Genomic DNA, 23,658 nt, shown 5'->3' on the forward strand with positions numbered 1-23,658 from the left:
CCAGTCGTTTGTGAAACAATAAACGCGGGTATAGTAACATCGCGACCAAAGAGAGAGCAGGGAGGTAGTTCGCTATGGCAAATGAGAAGAAAGTATCCAGTCTTGAAAAAACAGCACGGGAATGGCTGACAGAAAGAGGCGTCACCATCGACGATATCGCCGATCTTGTCTATTATCTGCAGTCGAAATACCATGATGACCTATCGATGGATGAATGCCGGTTCAATGTAAACAAAGTCCTCACCAAACGGGAAGTCCAGAACGCTGTGATCACAGGGATCGAGATGGACCGCCTGGCTGAAAAGAAAATGCTTACAGAGCCGCTTCAATCCACCATCGAAGTGGACGAAAGCCTGTATGGAATCGATGAAATCATTGCTTTTTCCATCGTCAATGTATACGGATCGATCGGATTTACCAACTACGGCTATATTGATAAGCAGAAACCTGGAATTCTCCAGAAACTGAATGATAAATCTTCCGGCGAATGCCATACATTCCTCGATGATATTGTAGGAGCCATTGCAGCAGCTGCTTCCAGCCGGCTGGCCCACAGCATCGTAGGCGACAACGAAGATGACGAATAGAACGTACCCACACCAGGCAGCTGCCTGGTGTTTTTTTAATCCAATGAAACTTCTCTGCCCTCCATCACGTATACATAGGAAAAGGAGGCGGATAACGTGAAGACGCTGCGTTTAAAACTTGTATGGATCCTGCCGTTGATCATCATTGCAGCAGGAGTTGTGCTTTTATTCTTTGAAAACTATCAGGAAGTTACGGAGCCTGCCGATCAGGACTGGAGCAGAGATTGGGAGATTGGAGAAACAACCGCTGTTAAGCAGCCCCATATCCAGAAGACAGACGATGGCATACAAATCTCTTATCTCACGGAAAGCGGTATTACCCGGCATACCTATGATGACAACTACACTGAAATGGATGAGCAGCAGTACACGATTCCCGTGGATAAGTTCACAAGCTTTTACATAGAAAATGACAAACTCCTCTATTCTGATTACTACAGCTTATACCGCGGGGATACAGAAGAAAAACTAACGGATATTGACGGCTTTATCCCCACATCCTCGGCTGCGCTTTACCAAAAGGAGAACGCCCTTTACACCATAGATCCAGCCAATTATGAAAGCAGGCAACTGATGACACTCACCTCCAGTGATTCCAAGGTGAAAACGTCAGAGACGGATGAAGGCACTTACCTTATGGAAGAGTACACAGACGAGGAAGGCCGTCACCTGCACTTCTTTGAACACGTGGACAATGAGGTGAAAAAGATCGGAGAAGCCGCTTTTCTACCGTCTGGTTCTGAAAGTATTAAGGACATCCAGTTTACAATACAGAACAAGGAAGCCACTGTTCTTATATCGACCGTTCAGAAACAGTCCGCTTCCGGTCAGATGGAAAACCATTATTATTACGAAACCACTTCCTTTCAAGAACCTTTAAAGACCACCAGCCTTTCTTTTATTGATCCCGTCTCTTCGAAGCCTCTCAAAGAAATATCGGATATGAGTCTGCATCCTCAGAAAGAGGGAACCTCCCTGCTGTTTAAAGCGGTCGGGGCCACCAATACAAGATTCGGTGAAAACAGCCAGTTTAACATTTATAAAGCCCCGCTCGGTACTTCCGGGGTTGAAGAAATCACACGGATCAGCAACACACCGGATCTGTCCACCCACCCGGTCCAAATTCAAGAGGACAGTGTAGTCTGGGTCGATAAAGGCGGGGACAGTCACAAGCTTCTCTTATCTTCCCAGAACCCTGAAATCATCGAGAAAGCTGACACATGGAACTCCCGTGTCCTTTTAGGAGCACTGGGAAAAACAATGGGGATGCTTTCCTACAGCTTTTTCGGACTCCTCATTATGACCTTCTGGTATATATGGCCGCTTTTGTTCCTTGTCATTCTTATGTTTGTTAAAAGAGACGCGCTGGACCAGGACCGTACATGGATTCTGCTCACGGGTATCGCCATTTACCTGGCAGCCGCCATTCTTGTGCGCAGTCCCTTATTCTCAGAAAAGCTCCTTGCCAGAGCCCCTGATTATTTAAGCTTCCCCGGCAGTCCTATCCTTTTCATCCTTGGTTTTGCCCTGATCGCCTTTGGAATTCTGAAAACCGGTGCGAAACAGAGAGATTGGTCAATCCCTGTTCAGATCACCTACTTCATCAGTGTTCACGTCGCATTGATCACTATTTTCTTCGGCCCTTACGTTTTATAAAAAGCTCTGTTAAAGACTGTTGTTGATATTTTAAACGATTACTAAATCGTTTCCGTCTGGAATCAGGGGTCCAGTCCGTTGTTTACTCAGAGCATGGGATGGCAGGGAAAACCGTCCGCTTTCCGCGGGGAACGATGAGCCTCCTCGAACTTCGTTCTCCGGGGTCTCCCCTTGTTCCTTTTCCCGCAGGAGTCTACCTGTTTTCCCTGCCATCCCTTTCGTAGTGGTGTAACGGACTTCGGTTATGTCCTTTCTAACTACCCTTCTTTGAAGAGGCGGCCTTGGGAATGGCGAGACTCCTGTGGGATGAAGGTACATCGTGTGACCCCGGAAGGCGCAGCCTGAGGAGGCTCACGGTACCCCACGGAAAGGGAGTCATTCCCAAGGCCGCCTCATACAAACCCCATGAGAGAAAGGGGTGATAGGAGCTCACATGTTAAATAACAACACCAAGCAATATACAGAGCCTTATAAAAAATCACCACCTGCCCCATGAGGCAGGTGGTGATTTTTATTTATTCTTTAAGTTCAACTAACCACTCGTGTAAGTTCAGCTTTTTATAGGTAGGCTGATGGGTATGAGCTTCTATCTCATGGAATGAGCTCAGTCCGGTTTCCACCATCAACGTGTCCACCCCTGCTTTCATCCCGGCGAGGATATCGGTGTAATAGTTGTCGCCCACCATCAATACGTGATCCGCCTGAAGCTGCAGCTCCTTTAAAGCCCGCTCCATAATGATCGGCTCCGGCTTACCGACAAAGACGGGATCCACACCTGTACTAACAGCAACAACACTTGTCATGGCTCCGTTTCCAGGCAGCATCCCCTTATCCGTCGGAATGGCTGTGTCGCTGTTCGTACTCACAAAACCGGCTCCCTTCCTCACTTCGAGGCAGGCCCTGGCAAGCTTGGAATAGGAAATTTCCCGGTCGATGCCGATGACTACAAAATCTGCCTCCTCCTCCACAAGGATATGGCCCCGGTCTGTAAGAGCCTTATGAAGACCTTCCTCCCCGATTACATACACTCGTGCCTGCTCCTTCTTCTCCTTGATGAAGTCAGCCGTTGCTAAACTGCTTGTATACACTTGATCAGGCCGGGCTTTCACACCAAGCTTGTTTAATTTCGCTGCAATCTGATCCTGCGTACGGGAGGAATTATTAGTCAAAAATAAAAAAGGGACCTGAAGACCGATCAGATGGTCAATAAAGTGCGAAGCCCCGTCCACGGCCGCTTCCCCTTTATACATCGTCCCATCCAAATCCACCAGGTATCCCTGATAATGTTTCATCAGGCTTCCCCTTTCGTAGTGTTTTTTGAAAAAGCGGATACAGGACCCAGTTCGTGATCGAGGTACATGCGGATCCGCTCCGGGAAAGCTTCCAGTGCATGTTGATGCGACGCCCACGCACGTTCGACAGCCTCATGATCCACCTCTGTATACTCGTGGACGATCATCTTCCTTAACTGAATGAACTGTTTAAATGCTTCCTCATGTTCAGCAGGAAGAACCTTTTCATCCAGCAAAATGTCGATAATATCATCATAACTGCCCGGATCACGCATAATAAAACCATCAATCATCATATTGCCGACATCTAGTACAGCCTCGACAGTAAGGTGTGTCAAACGCTCCAGTACAAGCTTCTCCCGGAATGAGGAAAACCCCTGCTTTCTCACTTCTGCTTGTATCGTTTCCATATAAGATAAGATCTTTTCAATTTTCTCCCGATCCACAAAATACATGTAAAATCCTCCTGACTGTTAAAGTCCATGCTACCGTTATCATACCACAACTATTTTCGGTCGATAAATTCCAGCGTAATGGATATACTACCTGATAACTATGCAGAAGAGCACGAACAAAAGGAGTGTAAAAGATGTACCAACGTCCACTATTAGAAGATGTTACCCAGGATACAAGCACACGATTCGTTTCATTTACCGCAGGCAGTCATCGATTCGAGCTTGCTATTATGAAGGCAGAGTATTTCCAAGACCAATCTCTCGTCATCAACCTGCCTAAAAACAGGCAGGGACTTCTGGATGAAGAGAACATCAACAGGGACGGATACCTGGAGCATTTATTCCAGCTGAGTGCGATGGAAGCCGAAGAGCTCAGAAACTATCTTCCATATCTCCTGTAGCATAAATCCGTTCCTTACGCTCACTCTAAGCCTAAGGAGGTCGAATAGGATGAATGACAAGAAAAAGAAAGATTATTCCGATTTTGCCAACGTGGAAGCCCAGCGGAACTATCTGGTCCCGGAACAGCTTCCGGAAGGAGCTTATGGATCCCCCCGGAATAAGCATGAGCCTGTTTCCAATGAGAAAAGTTCCCCATGGACAAATAAGCAGAGGTATTACAGTGCGTTTAATTACGAGTACAAGTCCCTGCATGAAGATCTGCCCCGTCAGGAGGATGGAGCCCATCCCCTGCACGATGAATCAAACGCTGATATTAAACCCTCCCAGGAAGATCATTAAAAAAACCGGCGTGTGTTTTGTAAACACGCCGGTTTTACTGTCGGATCCGCTTAAGAACAAAATAAGCACAGCCAAAATTGCAGTATTCATATAAGTAATCTTCCAAAGTGCTGATTTTCGTATCGAAGGTCGCCTTGGAATTCTGATCGTCGTAAAATCCCTTCAGACGGAGCTGACCATATCCCCAGTCCCCTACGATAAAATCATATTTATTCAATATGTCGCTGAAGCGGCCTTCCACTTCTTCCTGCTGAAAGCCCTCCTGGTGATTCTCCAGGATATCAAACGTTTTACCTGAAATTTCAATCACATCCATCACCTCTATCTACCCATTAGTGTATCACATTTTTCCAACAGGAAGGAAACGTCCTGAAAAAATGAACAGGTATGTTTCCAACAAAAGTGCCCACTATAAAAATACACCCATATGGCAAGGAGGATCTATGATGAAGCTTAAACAAATGGCTGCCACTCTTCTCCTCTGCGGTCTTCTAGCCGGATGCCAGGAGACGAAGGAAGAAGAAGCTCAACAGTTGATGGACGGTGATACGCTCAGCGGAAATGCTATGGACGGATACAATACCGAACCGAAAGACGGCCAGGTCGGCTATGTACGCTTCGAGAAAAACCAGCTGGACCAGGACGAGGAAAGAAACCGTCAGATTAAAGTGAACAGAGAACAAATGGCGGATATGATTTCCCGCATGATTTTACGATACGAGCAGTTTGATGACGTAGCCACAGCTGTAACGGACAACGAAGTGCTTGTTGCCTATAAGCGTGCGGATGACACCGATAGACAAACAGCCGCCGACATGGTTCAGAAAACCGCCTATTCCCTTGTCCCGAGTTTTTACCACGTTTATGTGTCCGATAATCCAGCTTCCTTTGGAGATGTCCAAAGTCTGAGCAACTCCACCGTCTATGATGAAGGATATAACAGTACCATCAGCAGTATCATTAAAAAAATGAAGCAGTCCCCTCAAGGAAAAGTGGATGAAACCAATCCAAATCAGCCGAATGTAGGGCCAAATACGAATACAGAAGCAGAGACCGGGATGGAAAATTAGCCTCCCGAATTTACCATTCATACCTGAAGATTCTTTGTTCATCCTAAGAGTATCAATTTGTTGTAGGTGAGAATATGAAAGGTACAGCACTCGTGACAGGAATCTTGATGGCCGTTCTCTCTTTTTCAACTGGAGCTGTCCATGCAGAACCAGATGAAAAAGAAAGCCAGGAGCGGATGGCCCTTTATAAAAAAACTTCAGCCGTTACCGATATCCCGTGGGAATATCTCGCGGCTGTCGACCAGTATGAACGTCAGGTACACGATGATCCTGATGAAGGCCGGGTTACAGCTATCGAATTTGATCCCATGTTCTGGTCAGGCTCCGCTGACGCTTTCCCTTCTGCCGTCTCCCCTGATGGATGGGGGTCAGACGGCAATGGAGATGAAAAAGCAGACATCCATAACGATGAGGACGTACTATGGTCGCTCGGCCGGTATATAAAATCGTTCGGAACCTCAGAAGATGATATCAAGATTGCATTATTTCAATACTACAAGCGGGATTTAACCGTTCAGACGATTATGCATTCCGCCGAAGTATTCCGCACGTTCAAAACGGTGCATTTAACGAACCGTGATTTCCCTCTTCCTAAACAGTACAACTACAGTTACCGGAGCACATGGGGAGATGCGCGGGGATTTGGTGGACGGAGGATTCATGAAGGAACCGATATCTTTGCCGGCTACGGAGTTCCTGTCAAATCCACGACGTACGGCGTCGTCGAAATGAAGGGATGGAATACGTATGGAGGCTGGCGCATTGGAATTCGTGATATTTACAACATTTATCACTATTACGCCCACCTGCAGAACTTTTCCAAAGAGATTAAAGTCGGCGACGTCGTTCAGCCTGGCGATGTTATCGGAGCCGTTGGTGCTTCGGGTTACGGGCCGCCGGGCACGTCCGGTAAGTTTCCACCGCATCTGCACTACGGGATGTACCAGGATAATGGGAAGAATGAATGGTCCTTCGACCCCTATCCGTTCTTAAGACGATGGGAACGGATGGCAGAATAAAAAAAGCCCATCTTGTGGATGACCATGTTCCGTTTATCGGTGGATGCTTGCCGCGGGCACAGCCTCAGCTAACTTGGACAGGAAAACCATCTGTCCAAGTGGATCTTCGTCTCGTGCTTTTCCCGCAGGCGTCACCACCGAACACTCCACTTCATCTGATCAAATGATGAGCTGAAAAGAAGAACGTCCTTCATTCAATGGAAGGGCGTTCTTTTCAAATTAAATAAATAACGAGTGCTGCCAAGAAAAACAAACTCAAACCAAGAGAGGCAATAGCATCAATTTTATGGCCTTCACTTTGTCGGAAACTTGCCCTACCCAACGGAATGACAATGAAAAAGGCAAAAAGAATTGGTGGAGATAAAACTATATCAGTGATAAATACTAAAAGTAAATAAATTAAACATAGTGTTGTGAACCCTATATGAATGGGCTTCATTATTCGCTCAATCTTATTCAATATGACCCCCCTACAAAAGTTATAATCAAATGCGATATTATTTTAAAAGAAAAATCAGAAAAGCGCAAACATTAGTTAATAGGGAGCCAGGCAGCATAACGAAAAAAAACTTGGATACCTTTATCTGCGGAAAGGGAATGATCACACTTCTTGAAAGGGCAAGTGAAACGCTCGATCATGGCAAAAACTAAAAGGCGCCGCAGATGCGGCGCCTTTGATTATTTAGCTTTTTTCACAGCGTTCGTAATGCTCGCTGCCAGACCTCCCCAGATGACAACCATTCCGATAACCATGGTAATTACTGCACCTGCTGTCATGTCAGCTTACCTCCTTTTTTTCCTCTTCGAAAGCTTTGGCGTTCCAGCGTTTAAACATCATCAACACTCCGACAATGAGGGCGAACGCTGCCACAAACCAGCCACCGAAAAGAATGAACCCATCTGCGTATCCTTCGTAGTTTCCTGTTTCTGTGTCGAATTCTTTCGCCAGGTTCGTTTTAAACAGGTCGAACATCATATATCCAAGTACGAGTGGTGTAATAAGTCCAAGGGACACTTTCCACCATGTTCCGAGACGGATATCGGATATTTCATTAGCGTGCGACTGAAAATCATTGAGCTTACGAAGGAACCAGGCAATGACTACGACTTCGACAAGCCCGACGAAAGCGACACCAAACTGGTTGATGAAATAGTCAGCAGCATCCAGGAAGAACAATCCGCCCTGCGTAGCAAACAACAGAGAGATAACGGCTGCTGTTCCGCCGCCGAAAGCGACTGCCTTCGTTCTGGAAATTCCAAATTTCTCGCTGATCCCGGCTACGTATGTCTCCGAAATGGAAATCAAGGAAGACAATCCGGCCAGCACGAGTGAAAGGAAGAACAAAAATCCGAACAATCCATTCAATGCTGGAAATTCATTAATGATCTGTGGGAAGACAACAAAGGCAAGTCCCACCCCGCCGCTAACGACTTCGTTTACAGGCACTCCACTCTGGGAAGCCATGAAGCCGAGGGCAGCGAATACTCCGATACCAGCAAGCAGTTCAAAACCTGAATTACTGAAACCGGCAATAAACGCGTTATTTGTAATATCCGATTTTTTCGGAAGGTAACTGGAATAAGTAATCATAATAGCAAAAGCAATAGAAAGACTGAAGAAAATCTGTCCATAGGCGGCGACCCATACCGAACTGTCCATAATCGCTGAGAAATTCGGCTCGAAGAAAGCCTGCAGCCCCTGTGCTGCTCCCGGAAGTGTAAGGGCTCGTATAACAATGATCATGAAAAGGACGACAAGTGTAGGAATGAAGATTTTGTTCGCAGTCTCAATTCCCTTTTTAACTCCCTTGAATAGAACTCCAAGTGTAATCGCCCACACAATAAGCAGAGGAATCAGTACACCGGGGACGAGGCTTCCGGTCTCGCCGGGATTCACAGATAACTGAAGGTAGTCACTGAACAAAAAGCCTTCGGTATCATCACCCCATGATAAATTGAACGAAAACACACTGTATGAAATGGCCCAGCCGATAATGACCGCATAATAAGTGGAAATAACAAACGCGACCAGCACACCCCACCAGCCGATCCACTCTGCTTTTCTGCTCATCCGGAAAAAGGACAACGGTGCAGATCCACGGTACTTATGACCGATGGTAAACTCCATGATCAATAGAGGAATACCTGCGGTTAGAAGAGCGAACAAGTAAGGAATAAAAAATGCTCCTCCTCCATTTTCATAAGCAACAGCTGGAAAACGCCAAATGTTCCCCAAACCAATGGCAGAACCTACGGCTGCCAGGATAAATCCGGCACGTGTACCCCATTGTGCGCGATTTTCCATGTGAAAGACCTCCCTGAGAGGAACGGTGATAAATGTCCCTCATTTTTTATTTTTCTGATTATTCTGTTTTAAATTATAACGGCAGCGCATAGGCTTGTCAAAATATTTTTAAAATTTTCAGAAAATACCAGATCAGGAAGTCTTAGGACTTAGGAATGAAATAGACAGAGGCATGCTTTCTCTGCCTTTCAGCTTGTAAAGAGATAATAAATAAAGAGGAGGAACTCCTGTTTAACAGAAGTTCCCCCTCTTTTCAACTCATCATTTTTTCTATCTTTTTTCGGGATTCAGTTTGTGAATGACCAGAGCTGTGATGAGAACAATGATAAGGGACAGCAGCAGCGGCACCCACACCTGTCCTGTAAGGCCCAGCACAACATAACCGACCGAGGCAGCCACAGCTGCAATGATGGCATATGGCAGCTGGGTCAATACGTGATCAATGTGGTTGGCTCCCGCTCCTGTGGACGAAAGGATCGTCGTATCGGAAATCGGTGAACAGTGATCACCGAACACAGAACCAGCAAGAACGGCTGAAAGGGCTGGAAGAAGGAATGCTGGATCGGTGACAGCAGCAATTTCTCCAGCGATCGGAAGCATAATTCCGAAAGTTCCCCAGGACGTTCCTGTAGATAAGGCCATAAAACCGGATAACAGGAAGATGATCAGCGGAAGATAGGCGATGTTCACATCCGCCTGACTGAACTGCTGGGCGAGATATTCCCCTGTCTGCAGGCGGCTGATAATGTCGCCGATCATCCAGGCAGCAATCAGAATGTAGATCGCCGGCAGCATCGCTTTAAACCCTTGTAGAAATACGTGCAGCAAACCGGATTTCGGTGACGGCTGCCCGACATATAAAAGCAGGGCTGTGACTACGGAAATGATCCCTCCGGCAAACAAGGAAATGTTTACGTTTGTGTTAGCAAAGATGGAAAGGATATCCGCGGTTCCTTCTGAACTTTGAATTCCTGTATAAACCATCATTCCTACTGTACCGATGATCAACGTTACAATCGGCCAGATTAAGTGGGAAATCTTCCCGTTGTCATGCTCCTTGAATTCATTGTTCAAGTCGCCGGGCACATCCCCTCTATCCGGGTTGTGAAGCTCGCCTGTATCCTTGGCTCTGTTTTCGTGCGTTTTCATCGGACCAATATCCAGACGCAGATAAATCGTCAAAAATACAAGAAGCAGTGCTGCAAATACATAGAAGTTTGCCGGGATCATAAGAACAAAAGCTTCAAAAGCCTGATAGTTCGAAATCTCATTGGCTGCAAGAATGCTTCCAATCGTTCCGATAATATAAGCTCCCCAGCTGGATATCGGTGATATGACCGTAATCGGCGCTGAAGTGGAGTCTATATAGTAGGCCAGTTTGGCTCTGGATACTTTATAGCGGTCTGTTACAGGACGTGCGACCTGTCCGACTGCAAGAGCATTAAAGTAGTCATCAATAAAAATGATGATACCTAGAATGGACGGAACGAGCTTGGCCCCTTTTCTCGTCCGGATCCTTTCAACAGCCCATTTACCGAAAGCGCGGCTGCCTCCGGAGGCCGTCATAAAGGCTGTGGCGACTCCGAGCAGAAATAAAAAGGACAAGAGATACAGATTCCCTGTGTTTAACGCCCCTTCGCTGACGAAAATACCGGCAAATATAGACCAGATCAAGCCCAGACCTGCTCCAATATCCATTTGTGTGAGCATGAATGCTCCGACGATAATCCCTATCCCAAGGGACAAGATGACGCGCCTTGTGACTAAGACAAGGATAAGCATAAGTATTGCTGGAACTAAAGAAAAGATGGTTCCTTCCATGTGTTTCCCCTCCGTATATCTTGATGTTACGGGAATGGAAGGCTACTGGTGGGTATAAAATGAGGAATAAAATAAAAAAACAATGACAGAAAATAATCCATCACTGTCTGCAGACAACTTGATTATCCTCCATTTCGATCAGTAGCGCCCCATGCACCCAAAAGCATGCATGACAGTGTATGCCTTCTTCAGGTATACACCAGCGTGTCAAAACTTGACGTGTTCAGCCACACTTCGGCAGGCCTTCCCTTTCACTAATGATCCCGGCTTGTCAAACTCCCATCAGCTACTCATGATGCCTGCGCCTCTACCTCACCGATCTGATAAGGTCACGCATATTCAGTTCTTTGGTATTGTATCAGTGACCGGCCATTATTGCAAGGGCTCCATAGGAAGGGAGAACGAAGGGTTCCCGCCGTCACCTCCGGACATGCCTCCGAAATATTCCGGTACTTCCCCGAGAATCGTAGCCTGGTCGATTGGAATATTGTTGGTGACGACCGTCGTTTCTGTGGAAAAAGGGATGACGATTCGAACATTTACCTCAAAGTGGATGGTCAATTCAAACAAGGCGGCATTGATTCCGTATTCCGTCATTTCAATATCTACTTCAGACTGAACATCTCCAATGACACGCAGCTGTACAGGCACCTTGGGTCCAAGGTTGGCAAGCAGACTGTTGTTGGTAGCCATCCCAATCGGAAGTTCAATGAGTGTTGCGGGCTGTTCCCCCTGCTCTTCCGGAGTCCGATCCGGGTCGAGGTCCGGTTCCAGTGTCGTATCTTCCATCGGCAGTTCACCAAGCTCCATCCGCTTCAGGAAATTTTGGACCCTGATGGTTGTATCCCGGAGAGCTCGGTTGACAAGCACAGAGTTCCATCCCATATAAACGACATTTCCCTGATCATCTTTTTCCATCTTAACCAAGTCATTAAATTGCAGGTCTTCTGCAATCTGTTTGCTTACAGCTTCATTAATGGCATCTCTTGCCAGCTGCTGGGCTTTTGTTTCAGCAATCTCGACCAGCGCCGGCGTCACCCCTCTGTTGATATACCAGAGACTCAGCACCGTGAAAAGGGCGAAAAACAACAGGCTGATGACAATCCGCCTGCCTATGGTGGATCGTTTAGTCACTCGGTTTTTAGGCATACAGGCACCCTCCCCCTCTATATATATGAGGAGCGCCCTTTCTCTAATCACCAAAGATAGTCCCTTTCGCAGAAATACAGGATATCTTTATACATCTCATACAGCACAGGAAGACAATAAAATAATCCCCCTGCCGCTTTCTTTCCCGGCAGGGGGATCATTTTATTTTTTCAGTTCTTTTTTCAGTAAATCCCTTAAGAGTTCCGGCATAAAATACTGCTTCGTTTCTGCATAAGCAATTTCCGGGAAGAAACGACCGAACGTAAATGTGTCTGCTGTAGCAAAGCTGTACGTCTGATCGTATTCCACAGGCTTGCCTTTGTACAGCACTTGAACGACACGCTCTTCTCCGTCCTCATCCAGCCTTCGTTCAATATCAACGCCGGCAAAAACCATTCTGCCTATAACTTCTCCTCTGAAACCGAACCCTTTCAGACGGATTTCCGTCAGCTTCTTCGTATGAGCCGCCCGGATGACTTCAAGAAGTTCATCTCCTCTTAACTCCACCCTGCATGGATTCATCGGATGCGGACAGATCCGGTGAACGTCCTCATACGTAATATCCCCGGCCGGCAGATGGTCAAGAAGAACGCCAGCATTCAACATGGCTATATCAGATGAAGTCCATGTGCGGAGCTGCTCCGTAAGTCTGGACATAAGCGGACTGTCCTGGAACCAGGCAATATGCATCGGCTCTTTCAAATAGGCTACAGGGGTTTCCAGACGGCGTACAGCCTCCCCGCGGATCCACCTTAAGTATTCGGTCACCTGATCGTCTTTTCTCATCTGCTCTGTAGGGACCGCATAAGCTTCTTTCCTGGTGATTTCACCGGCCTCGCAGTCCCATTCCAACAGCACCTCCCCGAGATGGGTGCCGTGCTTCCCAGCGGCTGTCAACAGCGTACCGTCTACATGCTCGCCGTTTTGAAAAAGGTGATGCGTGTGGCCTCCGATAATGAGATCAATTCCATTGTACCTTCGTGCGATCTCTTCATCTTCATTGATCCCGAGGTGGGATAATAGAACGACGATGTCTGCTTTTTCCTTCACTTCCGGCAGCAGCTTATCCAGCCAGTCATATGGTGAATGGACGTCCCAGCCAAGTTTCTGATAAAAGGCTTGGAAAGGGGCCGTCAAACCAATGACGGCTACCTTCGTGCCTCGGCTGGAGTGGAGGATATGATACGGTTTGAGCCATTCCGGTGCAGGAGATTCCAAACACTCCAGGTTGGCACAGACCACGTGAAAGTCCGCTTCGTCATAGAGTTTATGAAGGTCCTCTTTGGCAAGTGTAATCCCTTCGTTATTTCCAAGGGTCGCTACGGAATAACCAGCCTGATTCAATAGGTCAACGTTTCCCTTGCCCATCAATCCTTCGGTTATAGGATGAAAACGGTCGACGTGATCGCCGTTATCCAACAGCCAGTAGTCTTCCCCTTTTTGATCATGGATTTTTTTCTTCTTTCGAAAATAGCCGACAATCTGGGGCCAATTCTCAAAGTGACTATGAAGATCACTTGTATAGTATACGTGCAGTTTTTCCTTCATCATCAGTCTCCTAACCCTTGCCAGATTAAGCGTATCCCTATCATAATCAGCAGAATCCTTAAGAACCATTCCACTGCTTTCCCGTTCAGGTGACGGTTGATTTCAGCTCCAAGCATCCCTCCTGCATAGGCCCCTGGAATAAACCAGAGCGTGACGCCCCAGTCCACATGCCCCATTGCAACGTGGGTGGCTGAACTCGTGATGCTGGCAAAGAAAATCATAAACATCGATGTAGCCGTCGCGATATGCGGGGGAATATTCAACAGCAGAATCATCGCAGGCACCATCAAAGAACCGCCGCCGATGCCGAGCAGACCCGAGAGCATGCCAACAGCAAAAGACAAGGACAGCCCGAGCCATACAGGCATTTGATAAGTGTACGTTTGTCCATTTATTGTTCTCTCTCTTTTAATCCCGCTTGTGAACAACGGTGTGCCCGGTGGTCTCCTCGGAATAAAAAACAAGAGAGAAACGAGTATCATTACAATCCCAAAAAACAAAGAGAACCCGTCTGTTTTAAAAAATTGATTCAGCCAGGAACCGAAGATGCCTCCAGGAATACTTCCATATAAAAAGATAAAGCCGATTTTTTTATCCACCCGGTTATGCCGGATATACGAAATCGTCGACGACATACCGGTGAAAATCATAACGACCAGTGAAACTCCAACGATGGACTGGGGGCTCACCCAGTCAAAGGCTGGAAGATGATCGGCCAAAAAGAGGAGCACAGGCACTAAAATAACACCGCCGCCGAGGCCGGCGATGCTCCCCACTAAAGCCGTCACAACACCAATCAAAAACATTAAAAGAAACATAAGGGACCTTCCTCAACTCATTATAGATAATATTATAGTATCATGTTTTCTATTCATAAAACATCCTGCCCGCTTCTGCTTCTCCATTCTGTGTCTGCCCACAAAAAAAAGCCGCACAGATCGGGATCTGTGCGGCTTCTGTATTCGATTAACCGATGGAACCTTCCATTTCAAATTTGATCAGGCGGTTCATCTCAACGGCATATTCCATTGGAAGTTCTTTCGTGAATGGCTCGATGAAGCCCATCACGATCATTTCTGTTGCTTCCTCTTCAGAAACACCACGGCTCATCAAGTAGAACAGCTGCTCTTCAGAAACTTTGGAAACTTTCGCTTCGTGCTCAAGAGAGATGTTCTCGTTCATGATTTCGTTGTATGGAATCGTATCTGACGTAGATTCGTTATCCATAATGAGCGTATCACACTCAACGTTGGAACGAGCGCCTTCGGCTTTACGGCCGAACTGCACGATTCCGCGGTAGGTTACTTTACCACCATGCTTGGAGATGGATTTGGAAACGATGGTCGATGACGTATTCGGCGCCAGGTGGTGCATTTTCGCACCGGCATCCTGGTGCTGGCCTTTACCAGCAAGAGCGATGGACAACGTCATACCGCGGGCTCCTTCTCCTTTAAGAAGGACAGCTGGATATTTCATCGTCAACTTGGAACCGAGGTTACCGTCGACCCATTCCATCGTTGCATTGGACTCAGCAACCGCACGCTTCGTAACAAGGTTGTAGACGTTGTTGGCCCAGTTCTGGATCGTTGTATAACGGCAGTACGCATTATCCTTAACGAAAATTTCAACGACCGCACTGTGCAGGGAACTGGACGAATACGTTGGAGCTGTACAGCCTTCTACATAGTGGACAGAAGAACCTTCGTCAGCAATGATCAGCGTACGCTCGAACTGTCCCATGTTTTCAGAGTTGATACGGAAATAGGCTTGAAGCGGCGTTTCCACCTTCGTATTTTTCGGAACATAGATGAAGGAACCACCGGACCAGACCGCAGAGTTCAACGCTGAGAATTTGTTGTCGGATGGAGGAATGACTTTACCGAAATATTCTTTGAAAAGGTCCTCGTTTTCTTTAAGAGCTGAATCGGTATCCTTAAAGATTACACCCATATCTTCCAGGTCTTTCTCCATGTTGTGATAAACCACTTCGGATTCATACTGGGCAGATACACCGGCAAGGTATTTCTGCTCCGCTTCCGGAATTCCAAGACGGTCGAACGTATTCTTGATTTCTTCCGGAACTTCATCCCACGAACGCTCGGAACGTTCGGATGGTTTTACGTAATACGTAATATCATCAAAGTTCAGTTCCTGGAGGTCGCCGCCCCACTGTGGCATCGGCATTTTATAAAACTGCTCAAGAGACTTCAGGCGGAAATCAAGCATCCACTTCGGCTCTTCTTTATAATTAGAAATTTGTTCAACGACTTCCTTCGTCAAACCTTTCTGTGTACGGAAAATGGATACGTCTTTTTCGTGGAAACCATATTGGTACTCTCCCACTTCTGGCGCTTTTTTGGCCATGGTACATACCTCCTTTTGGTATTGGCAAAAGCTTTAGTCCTGCTTCTCTTCTCCGACACCTTTTTCCATGGCTTTCCATGCCAGTGTCGCACATTTGATGCGTGCCGGGAACTTGGCTACTCCCTGAAGGGCTTCAATGTCGCCAAGGTCAAGGCCGTCTTCATCAATGTCTTTCCCCTGCATAAGGTCGGAAAACAGCTCGGACATTTTTAATGCTTCATCAACGGGTCTGCCTTTAATCGCCTGCGTCATCATGGATGCGGAGGAAAGGCTGATGGAACAGCCTTCTCCGTCAAACTTCGCTTCCTGGACCAATCCGTCCTCCACTTGCAGGTAAACCTGTATCCGGTCCCCGCAGGTCGGATTGTTCATATCTACGACCATTGGATTTCCTTCAATGGAGCCACGATTGCGCGGGTTTTTATAATGATCCATAATGACTTGACGGTAAAGGGTATCTAGGTTATTAAAAGACATCGCCAAAATACTCCTTTGTTGTTTGTAATCCAGCGACAAGTCGGTCTATATCTTCTTCTGTGTTGTAGAGATAAAAACTTGCTCTGGCCGTAGCTGAAACGTTCAGCCAGCGCATCAGCGGCTGGGCACAGTGATGTCCCGCACGTACAGCCACCCCTTCAGCGTCAAGCACGGTTGCGAGATCGTGAGGGTGGACATCGCCGAGATTGAACGTTACAAGACCGGCACGATGTTCAGGACCGAAAATCTTCATATCGTCCATCTTGTTCATTTCCTGAACCGCATAGGCAGCCAGTTTTTCTTCATGCCTGCGAATGTTATCCAGTCCGATGTCTGAAAGGAAGTCGATCGCTGCGCCAAGACCAACAGCGCCTGCAATGATCGGCGTACCCCCTTCAAATTTCCACGGAAGCTCTTTCCACGTGGAATCATACAGGTTAACAAAATCGATCATCTCACCACCGAATTCAACCGGCTCCATATCATTCAACAAGGCTTTCTTACCGTAGAGAACACCAATGCCGGTCGGACCGCACATTTTGTGGCCGCTGAAGGCGTAAAAGTCAGCATCCAGGTCCTGGACGTCGATGCTCATATGAGGGACACTCTGAGCTCCGTCCACGAGCATGACTGCACCTTTACGGTGGGCGATTTCAGCCACTTCCTTCACCGGGTTGATCGTACCAAGTACGTTGGATACATGCATCATTGCTACAATTTTCGTTTTGTCGGTAATCGCTGCTTCTGCATCTTCCAAACGAACGGTTCCATCGGGCTGCATCGGAATATACTTGAGGACAGCGCCTGTTTCTTTGACGACCTGCTGCCACGGGATGATGTTGCTGTGGTGCTCCATCTGAGTAATGACGACTTCGTCACCTTCAGAAAGGTTCGCACGGCCGTAGCTTGATGCTACCGTATTGATCGCTGTCGTTGTACCACGTGTGAAAATGACTTCCTGTGTACTGGAAGCATTTATGAAGCGGCGGACTTTTTCGCGGGCACCTTCATATTCGTCTGTTGCTTTCGTTCCCAGTGTATGAACACCTCTGTGAACGTTGGAATTGTATCCGCGGTAGTATTCATCAAGCTTCTCAATCACCTGAAGGGGTTTTTGGGAAGTCGCGGAGGAATCCAGGTACACGAGCGGATGCCCATTCACTTCCTGTTGAAGGATTGGGAACTGTTCGCGTACAGCTTTTACATCCATTAATAGACTTTCCTTTCAATTACCTGTCTAAGCTGGCGTTTTACCGCCTCTACAGGCAATTGATTTACCACAGGTGCCAGGAATCCGTGAATAATCAAACGCTCCGCTTCAAAGCGAGAGATTCCACGGCTCATTAGATAATAAAGCTGGATTGGATCCACACGGCCGACAGAAGCAGCGTGACCAGCGGTAACGTCATCTTCATCAATAAGAAGGATCGGGTTCGCATCACCACGTGCATCTTTGCTGAGCATCAGTACACGGGACTCCTGCTCGGCATTGGATTTACTGGCGCCGTGTTCGATTTTTCCGATTCCGTTAAAGATTGCAGAGGCTTTGTCCTTCATAACTCCGTGCTGAAGGATATATCCATCCGACCCTTTTCCGAAATGGGTGATATTCGCTGTAAAGTTCTGCTTCTGCGCTCCACGGCCGATGGCTACTGTTTTCGCATTGGAATGGGAGTTGTCACCGATCAAATGCGTGATGTTTTCAGAGACGGTATCTCCTTCATTCATCTGGCCGAGAGCCCATTCGATCACTGCATCACGATAGGCTACACCGCGGCGGTTCGCATAAACTGTCGTTCCGGCTTCGAAGTTATCCACCGCACCGAAGGAAACCTTCGCTCCGTCTTTAGCGATCACTTCTGCCACAATGTTGGAAGAAGTTTTTTCTTCTTTATTGTGGGAAATATAGTTCTCCACATACGTAACAGAACTGTTTTCCTCTGCCACAACAAGAATGTGGTTAACGAGAGAGGCTTTAGGATCCTCCTGCCAGAAAATCGCCTGAATCGGTTCTTCGATCTGAACGTTCTTTGGAACATAAAGGAAAATCCCGCCGTTCACTAGAGCCGCATGCAGCGCAGTCAAACGGTGTTCGTCCACGTGCACCGCATCATTCATGAAATACTTTTCAACGAGATCGCTGTGCTCACGGACAGCTGTCAGCATGTCTGTAAAGATGACACCCTTGTCCTTCAGCTGCTGTTCAATCGCTGCATAGGCAACGGTATGGTTACGCTGAATTACAAGGTTCTGCTGTTCTTTTTCCTGATCTAAAAAGTCCTTGATTTCAACTGGAAGATCGTCAAGATTTTCAATCTTATCACTCGTTACGTGATGATCGAATTCCGTGAAGTTCCATTTGGATATATTGGTTTTATCTGGTTTTGGTAATGGAAGAGATTCTGATTTCTCCAGAGCACTTAGACGAAGGTTCTTCATCCATTCAGGTTCCTGAAGACCCTGGGAAAAGTTTGTAACATACTCTTTGTCGTATGGTAGTGTGACTTCTACTGTCATGGTTACCCTCCTATCTTATTACGCGTTGACCGTTTCGTCTTCGATGCCAAGCTCCTGCTTGATCCAGTCGTATCCTTCTTCTTCAAGGCGCTGGGAAAGCTCCGGACCACCGGACTTCACAATACGACCCTGCATCATCACGTGTACTTTATCAGGAGTGATGTAGTTCAATAGACGCTGGTAGTGAGTGATGATCAGGCAGCCGAAGGAGTCGTTGCGCATTTCGTTGATCCCTTTGGAAACGACTTTAAGAGCATCAATATCCAGGCCGGAATCAATCTCATCCAGGATGGCAATCGCCGGTTGAATCATCATCAGCTGCAGAATTTCGTTACGTTTTTTCTCACCACCGGAGAAACCTTCGTTCAAGTAACGCTGAGCCATGTTCTTATCCATTTCAAGTGTATCCATCGTGTTGTCCATCTCTTTAATGAATTTCATAAGAGAGATTTCATCACCTTCTTCACGGTGAGCGTTAATGGAAGAACGCAGGAAGTCGGAGTTGGTTACACCGCTGATTTCACTCGGGTACTGCATGGCCAGGAACAAGCCGGCTTTCGCACGCTCGTCTACTTCCATCTCCAGTACGTTTTCACCATCAAGGATGATTTCACCTTTGGTTACTTCATACTTCGGATGACCCATGATTGCAGAGGACAACGTGGACTTACCTGTTCCGTTTGGTCCCATAACTGCGTGGAATTCACCGCCGTTGATTGTTAAGTTTACACCTTTAAGGATTTCCTGACCTTCAATCTCTACGTGAAGATCTTTAATTTCTAATGTTGATCCTGCCATAATGTATACCTCCAGTATCTATTATTATCGAATGTCCAGTCAGACTGAAAACAAACATTCATTCTCAATTTATTCTCATTATAATCTTAAATCATTTTTTATTTGTAATCAACTTTTTCCCACTGGTAAAAGGAGAGGGAAACCTGGACATTGATACATGTTCATTCTCACTTTCCTACATTAGTATAACATGAAAAAATCAGGTGACTAAAGCCACCTGATTGATTCGTTCCTAAACATTATCTATGCAATTGACGGTCCACCTGGGCATGCATTTTCTGAGTTTGTTCGAATTCACGCTGACGCTTTTGTTCTACTTCCAGCCGAGTGTCCAGTCTACGGCTGTACTCCGCATAACTCGTATTGTGAGCCTGATGCATTGCCTTTTCCATTTCAGCGGTGAAATTCAACTGCAGATGGTCATTAATAACGAATCAACCCTTTCAGATTATTTACACAATTTAGGTTACCACAAACCTTTACCCTGTATAAAATCTTCTGAAACCGCATTTTCATTCATATGCGGACCCGCGGACCGATGTAAGCGTTTAATAATTGCATTTCCATTTAATACATTTGTTTTTCTTTAATTTTCTAATAATTCAATTAGTTAACGTTGTTCGTTAAATCACTGTAGGCGTCCTGGACAAGGGTAACAGCTTGACTGAGAGCTGCTCCGCCTCCAAAAGCTGCGGCGACTCCACAAGCTTCCATGATCTCTCTTTCCGAAGCTCCCTGATCGACACAGCCTTTGGTGTGGTAGATCATACAGTATTCATCCTGGGCCACGATACTGATTCCGAGAGCCATCAGCTGCTTGTCTTTTTGTGAAAGCTCTCCGGCTTTAAAACATTCCTGGGAAAATTGACTGAACTGGTGGGCGACTTCAGGCATGTGTTCCGCAAAGACACCCATTCCTTCTTTATAATCATGTAAATATGTCTGCGTCCACGTCATATTCTGATCCTGCATGTTAAAACCTCCCATAAATAATAAGTGACTGCGGTTAGTATAAACCGCAGTCACTTATTTTATCCGTTATTCAGAATCGTCGGAAACAGGGATAACTGCTCCTTCGTATTCCTCTTCAATAAAAGTTTGAATGTCTTCAGAACGAAGGACTTCCACTAGCGTGTTCAGTGCCTCGTTGTCCTCGTCTTTGCTTTGAGCAGCGATGACGTTCACATAAGGGGAGTTTGTCCCTTCAAGGATGATCGCATCATCTTTTGGTACAAGGTCCGCTTCAATCGCGTAGTTCGTGTTAATCGCTACAAGGACTTCTTCCTCTTTGTTGTACACTTCAGGAAGGCCGGCTGCGTCCACGCCGGTATCAAACTGAAGGTTTTTAGGGTTCTCGACAATATCATTGACCGTGGCATCCACTTTTTCTACACTCTCATCCAGTTTGATCAACCCTTCTTTTTCAAGAAGTGTCAATACACGGCCGTGGGTGGATACAGAACGGCTCATGACGAACTCGGTACCTTCTTCTACGTCTTCAAGGTTGTCATACTTTTGGGAGTACACACCGATCGGCTCAATGTGAATCCCGCCGAGATTGGCAAAATCGTAATCATCATTATCCTGCTCTTGAAGTTCCATATAAGGAATCGTCTGGAAATAGTTTGCATCAATACGTCCTTCGGCCAAATCCTGGTTTGGAAGGATGTAATCCTGGTATTCCTCGATATTTAACGTGATCCCTTCTTCTTCAAGAAGCGGCTTTGCTTCTTCAAGAACTTCAGCGTGAGGAACACTTGTTGCTCCTACTGTAATTTCCGTATTTCCTTCACCGCTGGAGGAATCTTCCTCAGAAGAACCGCAGGCGGCAAGAACAAGAACGAATAACAGCGCAACCGCTGTTGTCCAGATTTTTTTCATGAATAATCTCTCCCTTTTGTTTTTTATCTTTTGTCCAATTTACGGGAAGCATAATCACCGATGAATTGGAAAATAAACACAATAATAATGATAAGCACCGTGCAAATGAAGACCACATCAAAATTACTACGCTGGAAACCGTAGAAATAAGCAAAGTCTCCAAGACCACCGGCACCAATCGCACCCGCCACGGCGGTATAACCAATCAGTGCAATGGCGGTCACCGTAATTCCTGAAATAAGGGCAGGCATGGATTCAGGCAGCAGGACTTTGAAGATGATCGTTGATGATTTAGCCCCCATCGCCTTCGCTGCCTCTACGACACCTTTTTCCACTTCCTTCAATGCAATCTCAACAAGTCTCGCGTAAAACGGAGCTCCTCCGATAATTAACGCCGGAAGGGCTGCGTTCGGACCGCGGATCGTTCCAATCAAGAAGTCTGTAAACGGGAACAGAAGCAGGATCAATATAATAAAAGGAATGGCACGGAAAATGTTTACGACAGAAGCTGTCACTGCATTGACCACTTTGTTCTGCCAGAGCCCTCCCGGACCAGATAAATAAAGCAGCAGGCCGAGCAGAATCCCGAGGATAAATGTGCCGGCTACGGAAATCAGAGTCATATACAACGTTTCATTTGTTGCTGTAATCATGTCTTCCATGCGTACGTTTGGCAGTAATCCATTAAGCATCCGGGTTCACCTCCACTTCCACAGAAGTCGAGCGTATATATTCGATTGCCCGGGCTGCTTCCTCATCGTCTCCTTCAAACTGAACAAACATCGTTCCGTAAGCTCCTTTTTGCGTCTGCGTGATCTTCCCGTGAAGAATATTCACATCCAGGACGAACTTCCTGGAGACCTCACTGATCAGCGCTTGGTTGGTACTCTCTCCTACAAAATGCAGCCGGACAATTTTTCCGGACTGGTACTTATCTTTGATCAATTTCAGAGAGTGCTCTTTTTCCTGATCACCCATCACCTGATCGACGAATTTCTTCGTCACTGGCTGATCTGGATGAAGAAATACGTCCAGAACATCTCCCTTTTCAACGATTTTCCCCTGCTCCATGACTGCCACCTGATGACAGATCTTACGAATGACATGCATTTCGTGAGTAATCAAAACTATGGTCAGTCCGAGTTTTTCATTGATGTCTACAAGAAGATCCAATATGGAGTCTGTCGTTTCCGGATCCAGAGCGGATGTCGCTTCATCACAAAGGAGGACTTTCGGGTTGTTGGCCAGCGCCCTGGCAATTCCTACACGCTGTTTCTGTCCACCACTCAACTGGGATGGGTAGGAGTTTCCTCTGCCGGATAAACCGACCAGATCGATCAGTTCGTTCACTCTTTTGCTCCGTTCTTCCTTTGGTACACCGGCAATTTCCAACGGAAAAGCGATGTTATCATAAACCGTTCTGGACCAAAGCAGGTTGAAGTGCTGAAAAATCATTCCGATATCCTGGCGGGCGATACGCAGTTTATTCTTACTGAGGCCCGTTAAATCCTGATCACCGACGTGGATGCTGCCCTCTGTTGGATCCTCCAGTCGGTTCAACAGCCGGATAAAAGTACTTTTACCCGCTCCACTATAACCAATGACACCGTAGATTTCCCCTTTATTTATTGTAAGGCTTAAGCCATCAACAGCTTTCACTTCCCGATCCTTCGTTTGAAAAACTTTAGAAAGATCCTTGATTGTAATCATGATGTGTTCCCTCCCATTCAAAAAACGCCATTCTGTTCGAGAACAGAATGGCGTTTCAATAACAATGTATCTTCTGTTCTCTCATCTGTCAGAGCTGTTATGCTCTGCAGGATTTGGCACCTTGACAGGTCGGTTACACCTGCTGGTTGCCGGGCATCGTAGGGCCAGTCCCTCCGCCACTCTGGATAAGAGATTTTAGCTTATTAAATTATTACTGCTTTAATTCATTTCATAACTACAAAGTGGATTTTAGCACTCTGCCACCAGC

General features: G+C 46.5%; 26 protein-coding genes and 2 riboswitches. Of the genes, 6 read left to right on the forward strand and 20 right to left on the reverse strand.

The features are described 5' to 3' along the window. Positions 1-74: 74 nt before the first annotated feature. Entirely contained in the window at positions 75-587 is a 513-nt protein-coding gene (locus ACXAD6_RS13490) for a phosphatidylglycerophosphatase A family protein (RefSeq protein WP_474969293.1), read from the forward strand. Positions 588-683: 96 nt separating this feature from the next. Then, entirely contained in the window at positions 684-2,243 is a 1,560-nt protein-coding gene (locus ACXAD6_RS13495; protein WP_474969294.1) for a hypothetical protein, read from the forward strand. A 515-nt stretch (positions 2,244-2,758) separates the two neighbouring features. On the opposite strand, the gene ACXAD6_RS13500 is transcribed toward ACXAD6_RS13495, so the two are convergent. Continuing rightward, on the reverse strand, positions 2,759-3,535 hold the full coding sequence (locus ACXAD6_RS13500) for a TIGR01457 family HAD-type hydrolase (protein WP_474969295.1): 777 nt from the start codon (positions 3,533-3,535) through the stop codon (positions 2,759-2,761). Next, positions 3,535-3,990 carry a type VII toxin-antitoxin system HepT family RNase toxin gene (hepT, locus tag ACXAD6_RS13505; RefSeq protein ID WP_474969296.1) on the reverse strand — a complete coding sequence of 152 codons (456 nt, stop codon included), beginning with the start codon at positions 3,988-3,990 and terminating at the stop codon, positions 3,535-3,537. The genes ACXAD6_RS13500 and hepT overlap by 1 nt, the downstream gene beginning before the upstream one ends. A 134-nt stretch (positions 3,991-4,124) precedes the next feature. On the opposite strand from hepT, the gene ACXAD6_RS13510 reads away from it, so the two are divergent. Continuing rightward, on the forward strand, positions 4,125-4,391 hold the full coding sequence (locus ACXAD6_RS13510; protein WP_474969297.1) for a DUF3055 domain-containing protein: 267 nt from the start codon (positions 4,125-4,127) through the stop codon (positions 4,389-4,391). 49 nt (positions 4,392-4,440) lie between these two features. Next, positions 4,441-4,731 carry a cytosolic protein gene (locus tag ACXAD6_RS13515; protein WP_474969298.1) on the forward strand — a complete coding sequence of 97 codons (291 nt, stop codon included), beginning with the start codon at positions 4,441-4,443 and terminating at the stop codon, positions 4,729-4,731. Between the two features lie 34 nt (positions 4,732-4,765). On the opposite strand, the gene ACXAD6_RS13520 is transcribed toward ACXAD6_RS13515, so the two are convergent. Further along, positions 4,766-5,041, reverse strand: coding sequence for a YutD family protein (locus ACXAD6_RS13520; RefSeq protein WP_027956430.1), 276 nt, complete (start codon positions 5,039-5,041; stop codon positions 4,766-4,768). Positions 5,042-5,177: 136 nt separating this feature from the next. Here ACXAD6_RS13520 and ACXAD6_RS13525 point away from each other — a divergent pair, with 136 nt between their 5' ends. Next, positions 5,178-5,801 carry a YhcN/YlaJ family sporulation lipoprotein gene (locus ACXAD6_RS13525; RefSeq protein ID WP_474969299.1) on the forward strand — a complete coding sequence of 208 codons (624 nt, stop codon included), beginning with the start codon at positions 5,178-5,180 and terminating at the stop codon, positions 5,799-5,801. Positions 5,802-5,908: 107 nt separating this feature from the next. Then, positions 5,909-6,820 carry a M23 family metallopeptidase gene (locus ACXAD6_RS13530; RefSeq protein ID WP_474970431.1) on the forward strand — a complete coding sequence of 304 codons (912 nt, stop codon included), beginning with the start codon at positions 5,909-5,911 and terminating at the stop codon, positions 6,818-6,820. Positions 6,821-7,034: 214 nt separating this feature from the next. Here ACXAD6_RS13530 and ACXAD6_RS13535 read toward each other — a convergent pair whose 3' ends face one another. The 17 genes from ACXAD6_RS13535 to ACXAD6_RS13615 form a co-directional block, all read right to left on the reverse strand. Further along, entirely contained in the window at positions 7,035-7,280 is a 246-nt protein-coding gene (locus ACXAD6_RS13535; RefSeq protein WP_474969300.1) for a hypothetical protein, read from the reverse strand. Positions 7,281-7,498: 218 nt separating this feature from the next. Then, positions 7,499-7,597 carry a MetS family NSS transporter small subunit gene (locus tag ACXAD6_RS13540; RefSeq protein ID WP_156896525.1) on the reverse strand — a complete coding sequence of 33 codons (99 nt, stop codon included), beginning with the start codon at positions 7,595-7,597 and terminating at the stop codon, positions 7,499-7,501. 1 nt (position 7,598) lies between these two features. After that, positions 7,599-9,125, reverse strand: coding sequence for a sodium-dependent transporter (locus ACXAD6_RS13545; protein ID WP_474969301.1), 1,527 nt, complete (start codon positions 9,123-9,125; stop codon positions 7,599-7,601). A 270-nt stretch (positions 9,126-9,395) separates the two neighbouring features. Further along, a complete protein-coding gene (locus tag ACXAD6_RS13550) occupies positions 9,396-10,946 on the reverse strand; it encodes a Na+/H+ antiporter NhaC family protein (RefSeq protein ID WP_474969302.1) in 1,551 nt (516 codons plus the stop codon). A gap of 134 nt (positions 10,947-11,080) precedes the next feature. Next, a riboswitch (Lysine riboswitch) is annotated at positions 11,081-11,264 on the reverse strand. A 54-nt stretch (positions 11,265-11,318) separates the two neighbouring features. Further along, positions 11,319-12,095: a sporulation protein YunB gene (yunB, locus tag ACXAD6_RS13555; protein ID WP_027956424.1), complete on the reverse strand. Its 777-nt coding sequence runs from the start codon at positions 12,093-12,095 to the stop codon at positions 11,319-11,321. A gap of 162 nt (positions 12,096-12,257) precedes the next feature. Then, a complete protein-coding gene (locus ACXAD6_RS13560) occupies positions 12,258-13,643 on the reverse strand; it encodes a bifunctional metallophosphatase/5'-nucleotidase (protein WP_474969303.1) in 1,386 nt (461 codons plus the stop codon). 2 nt (positions 13,644-13,645) lie between these two features. Then, complete coding sequence (locus ACXAD6_RS13565; RefSeq protein ID WP_474969304.1) at positions 13,646-14,461, reverse strand: sulfite exporter TauE/SafE family protein; 816 nt, start codon at positions 14,459-14,461, stop codon at positions 13,646-13,648. 148 nt (positions 14,462-14,609) lie between these two features. Then, complete coding sequence (gene sufB / locus ACXAD6_RS13570; RefSeq protein ID WP_474969305.1) at positions 14,610-16,007, reverse strand: Fe-S cluster assembly protein SufB; 1,398 nt, start codon at positions 16,005-16,007, stop codon at positions 14,610-14,612. Between the two features lie 33 nt (positions 16,008-16,040). After that, positions 16,041-16,484 carry a Fe-S cluster assembly sulfur transfer protein SufU gene (gene sufU / locus ACXAD6_RS13575; RefSeq protein WP_206933576.1) on the reverse strand — a complete coding sequence of 148 codons (444 nt, stop codon included), beginning with the start codon at positions 16,482-16,484 and terminating at the stop codon, positions 16,041-16,043. Beyond that, a complete protein-coding gene (locus ACXAD6_RS13580; RefSeq protein ID WP_474969306.1) occupies positions 16,474-17,694 on the reverse strand; it encodes a cysteine desulfurase in 1,221 nt (406 codons plus the stop codon). Before ACXAD6_RS13580 ends, sufU begins: the two co-directional genes overlap by 11 nt. Further along, complete coding sequence (sufD, locus tag ACXAD6_RS13585) at positions 17,694-19,001, reverse strand: Fe-S cluster assembly protein SufD (protein WP_474969307.1); 1,308 nt, start codon at positions 18,999-19,001, stop codon at positions 17,694-17,696. Before sufD ends, ACXAD6_RS13580 begins: the two co-directional genes overlap by 1 nt. Before the next feature lie 18 nt (positions 19,002-19,019). Then, a complete protein-coding gene (gene sufC / locus ACXAD6_RS13590; protein WP_027956417.1) occupies positions 19,020-19,799 on the reverse strand; it encodes a Fe-S cluster assembly ATPase SufC in 780 nt (259 codons plus the stop codon). Positions 19,800-20,038: 239 nt separating this feature from the next. Next, positions 20,039-20,191: a YuzK family famiily protein gene (locus tag ACXAD6_RS13595; RefSeq protein ID WP_474969308.1), complete on the reverse strand. Its 153-nt coding sequence runs from the start codon at positions 20,189-20,191 to the stop codon at positions 20,039-20,041. Positions 20,192-20,405: 214 nt separating this feature from the next. Further along, positions 20,406-20,771, reverse strand: coding sequence for a carboxymuconolactone decarboxylase family protein (locus tag ACXAD6_RS13600; RefSeq protein ID WP_474969309.1), 366 nt, complete (start codon positions 20,769-20,771; stop codon positions 20,406-20,408). Positions 20,772-20,837: 66 nt separating this feature from the next. Beyond that, positions 20,838-21,680: a MetQ/NlpA family ABC transporter substrate-binding protein gene (locus tag ACXAD6_RS13605; protein WP_474969310.1), complete on the reverse strand. Its 843-nt coding sequence runs from the start codon at positions 21,678-21,680 to the stop codon at positions 20,838-20,840. 23 nt (positions 21,681-21,703) lie between these two features. After that, complete coding sequence (locus ACXAD6_RS13610; protein WP_160838465.1) at positions 21,704-22,372, reverse strand: methionine ABC transporter permease; 669 nt, start codon at positions 22,370-22,372, stop codon at positions 21,704-21,706. Next, entirely contained in the window at positions 22,365-23,390 is a 1,026-nt protein-coding gene (locus ACXAD6_RS13615; RefSeq protein WP_474969311.1) for a methionine ABC transporter ATP-binding protein, read from the reverse strand. The genes ACXAD6_RS13610 and ACXAD6_RS13615 overlap by 8 nt, the downstream gene beginning before the upstream one ends. A gap of 78 nt (positions 23,391-23,468) precedes the next feature. Further along, positions 23,469-23,582, reverse strand: a riboswitch (SAM riboswitch). Between the last annotated feature and the right edge of the window lie 76 nt (positions 23,583-23,658).

It is taken from the genome of Halobacillus sp. ABH2_015 (genome assembly GCF_056158945.1).

Excerpts from the sequence above, each read along its gene's own strand:
- ACXAD6_RS13490 (WP_474969293.1), top strand. The coding sequence starts at position 75 with ATGGCAAATGAGAAGAAAGTATCCAGTCTTGAAAAAACAGCACGGGAA.
- ACXAD6_RS13500 (WP_474969295.1), bottom strand. The coding sequence starts at position 3,535 with ATGAAACATTATCAGGGATACCTGGTGGATTTGGATGGGACGATGTAT.
- hepT (WP_474969296.1), bottom strand. The coding sequence starts at position 3,990 with ATGTATTTTGTGGATCGGGAGAAAATTGAAAAGATCTTATCTTATATG.
- ACXAD6_RS13510 (WP_474969297.1), top strand. The coding sequence starts at position 4,125 with ATGTACCAACGTCCACTATTAGAAGATGTTACCCAGGATACAAGCACA.
- ACXAD6_RS13515 (WP_474969298.1), top strand. The coding sequence starts at position 4,441 with ATGAATGACAAGAAAAAGAAAGATTATTCCGATTTTGCCAACGTGGAA.
- ACXAD6_RS13525 (WP_474969299.1), top strand. The coding sequence starts at position 5,178 with ATGAAGCTTAAACAAATGGCTGCCACTCTTCTCCTCTGCGGTCTTCTA.
- ACXAD6_RS13530 (WP_474970431.1), top strand. The coding sequence starts at position 5,909 with ATGGCCGTTCTCTCTTTTTCAACTGGAGCTGTCCATGCAGAACCAGAT.
- ACXAD6_RS13540 (WP_156896525.1), bottom strand. The coding sequence starts at position 7,597 with ATGACAGCAGGTGCAGTAATTACCATGGTTATCGGAATGGTTGTCATC.
- ACXAD6_RS13545 (WP_474969301.1), bottom strand. The coding sequence starts at position 9,125 with ATGGAAAATCGCGCACAATGGGGTACACGTGCCGGATTTATCCTGGCA.
- ACXAD6_RS13550 (WP_474969302.1), bottom strand. The coding sequence starts at position 10,946 with ATGGAAGGAACCATCTTTTCTTTAGTTCCAGCAATACTTATGCTTATC.
- yunB (WP_027956424.1), bottom strand. The coding sequence starts at position 12,095 with ATGCCTAAAAACCGAGTGACTAAACGATCCACCATAGGCAGGCGGATT.
- ACXAD6_RS13560 (WP_474969303.1), bottom strand. The coding sequence starts at position 13,643 with ATGAAGGAAAAACTGCACGTATACTATACAAGTGATCTTCATAGTCAC.
- ACXAD6_RS13565 (WP_474969304.1), bottom strand. The coding sequence starts at position 14,461 with ATGTTTCTTTTAATGTTTTTGATTGGTGTTGTGACGGCTTTAGTGGGG.
- sufB (WP_474969305.1), bottom strand. The coding sequence starts at position 16,007 with ATGGCCAAAAAAGCGCCAGAAGTGGGAGAGTACCAATATGGTTTCCAC.
- sufU (WP_206933576.1), bottom strand. The coding sequence starts at position 16,484 with ATGTCTTTTAATAACCTAGATACCCTTTACCGTCAAGTCATTATGGAT.
- ACXAD6_RS13580 (WP_474969306.1), bottom strand. The coding sequence starts at position 17,694 with ATGGATGTAAAAGCTGTACGCGAACAGTTCCCAATCCTTCAACAGGAA.
- sufD (WP_474969307.1), bottom strand. The coding sequence starts at position 19,001 with ATGACAGTAGAAGTCACACTACCATACGACAAAGAGTATGTTACAAAC.
- sufC (WP_027956417.1), bottom strand. The coding sequence starts at position 19,799 with ATGGCAGGATCAACATTAGAAATTAAAGATCTTCACGTAGAGATTGAA.
- ACXAD6_RS13595 (WP_474969308.1), bottom strand. The coding sequence starts at position 20,191 with ATGGAAAAGGCAATGCATCAGGCTCACAATACGAGTTATGCGGAGTAC.
- ACXAD6_RS13600 (WP_474969309.1), bottom strand. The coding sequence starts at position 20,771 with ATGCAGGATCAGAATATGACGTGGACGCAGACATATTTACATGATTAT.
- ACXAD6_RS13605 (WP_474969310.1), bottom strand. The coding sequence starts at position 21,680 with ATGAAAAAAATCTGGACAACAGCGGTTGCGCTGTTATTCGTTCTTGTT.
- ACXAD6_RS13610 (WP_160838465.1), bottom strand. The coding sequence starts at position 22,372 with ATGCTTAATGGATTACTGCCAAACGTACGCATGGAAGACATGATTACA.
- ACXAD6_RS13615 (WP_474969311.1), bottom strand. The coding sequence starts at position 23,390 with ATGATTACAATCAAGGATCTTTCTAAAGTTTTTCAAACGAAGGATCGG.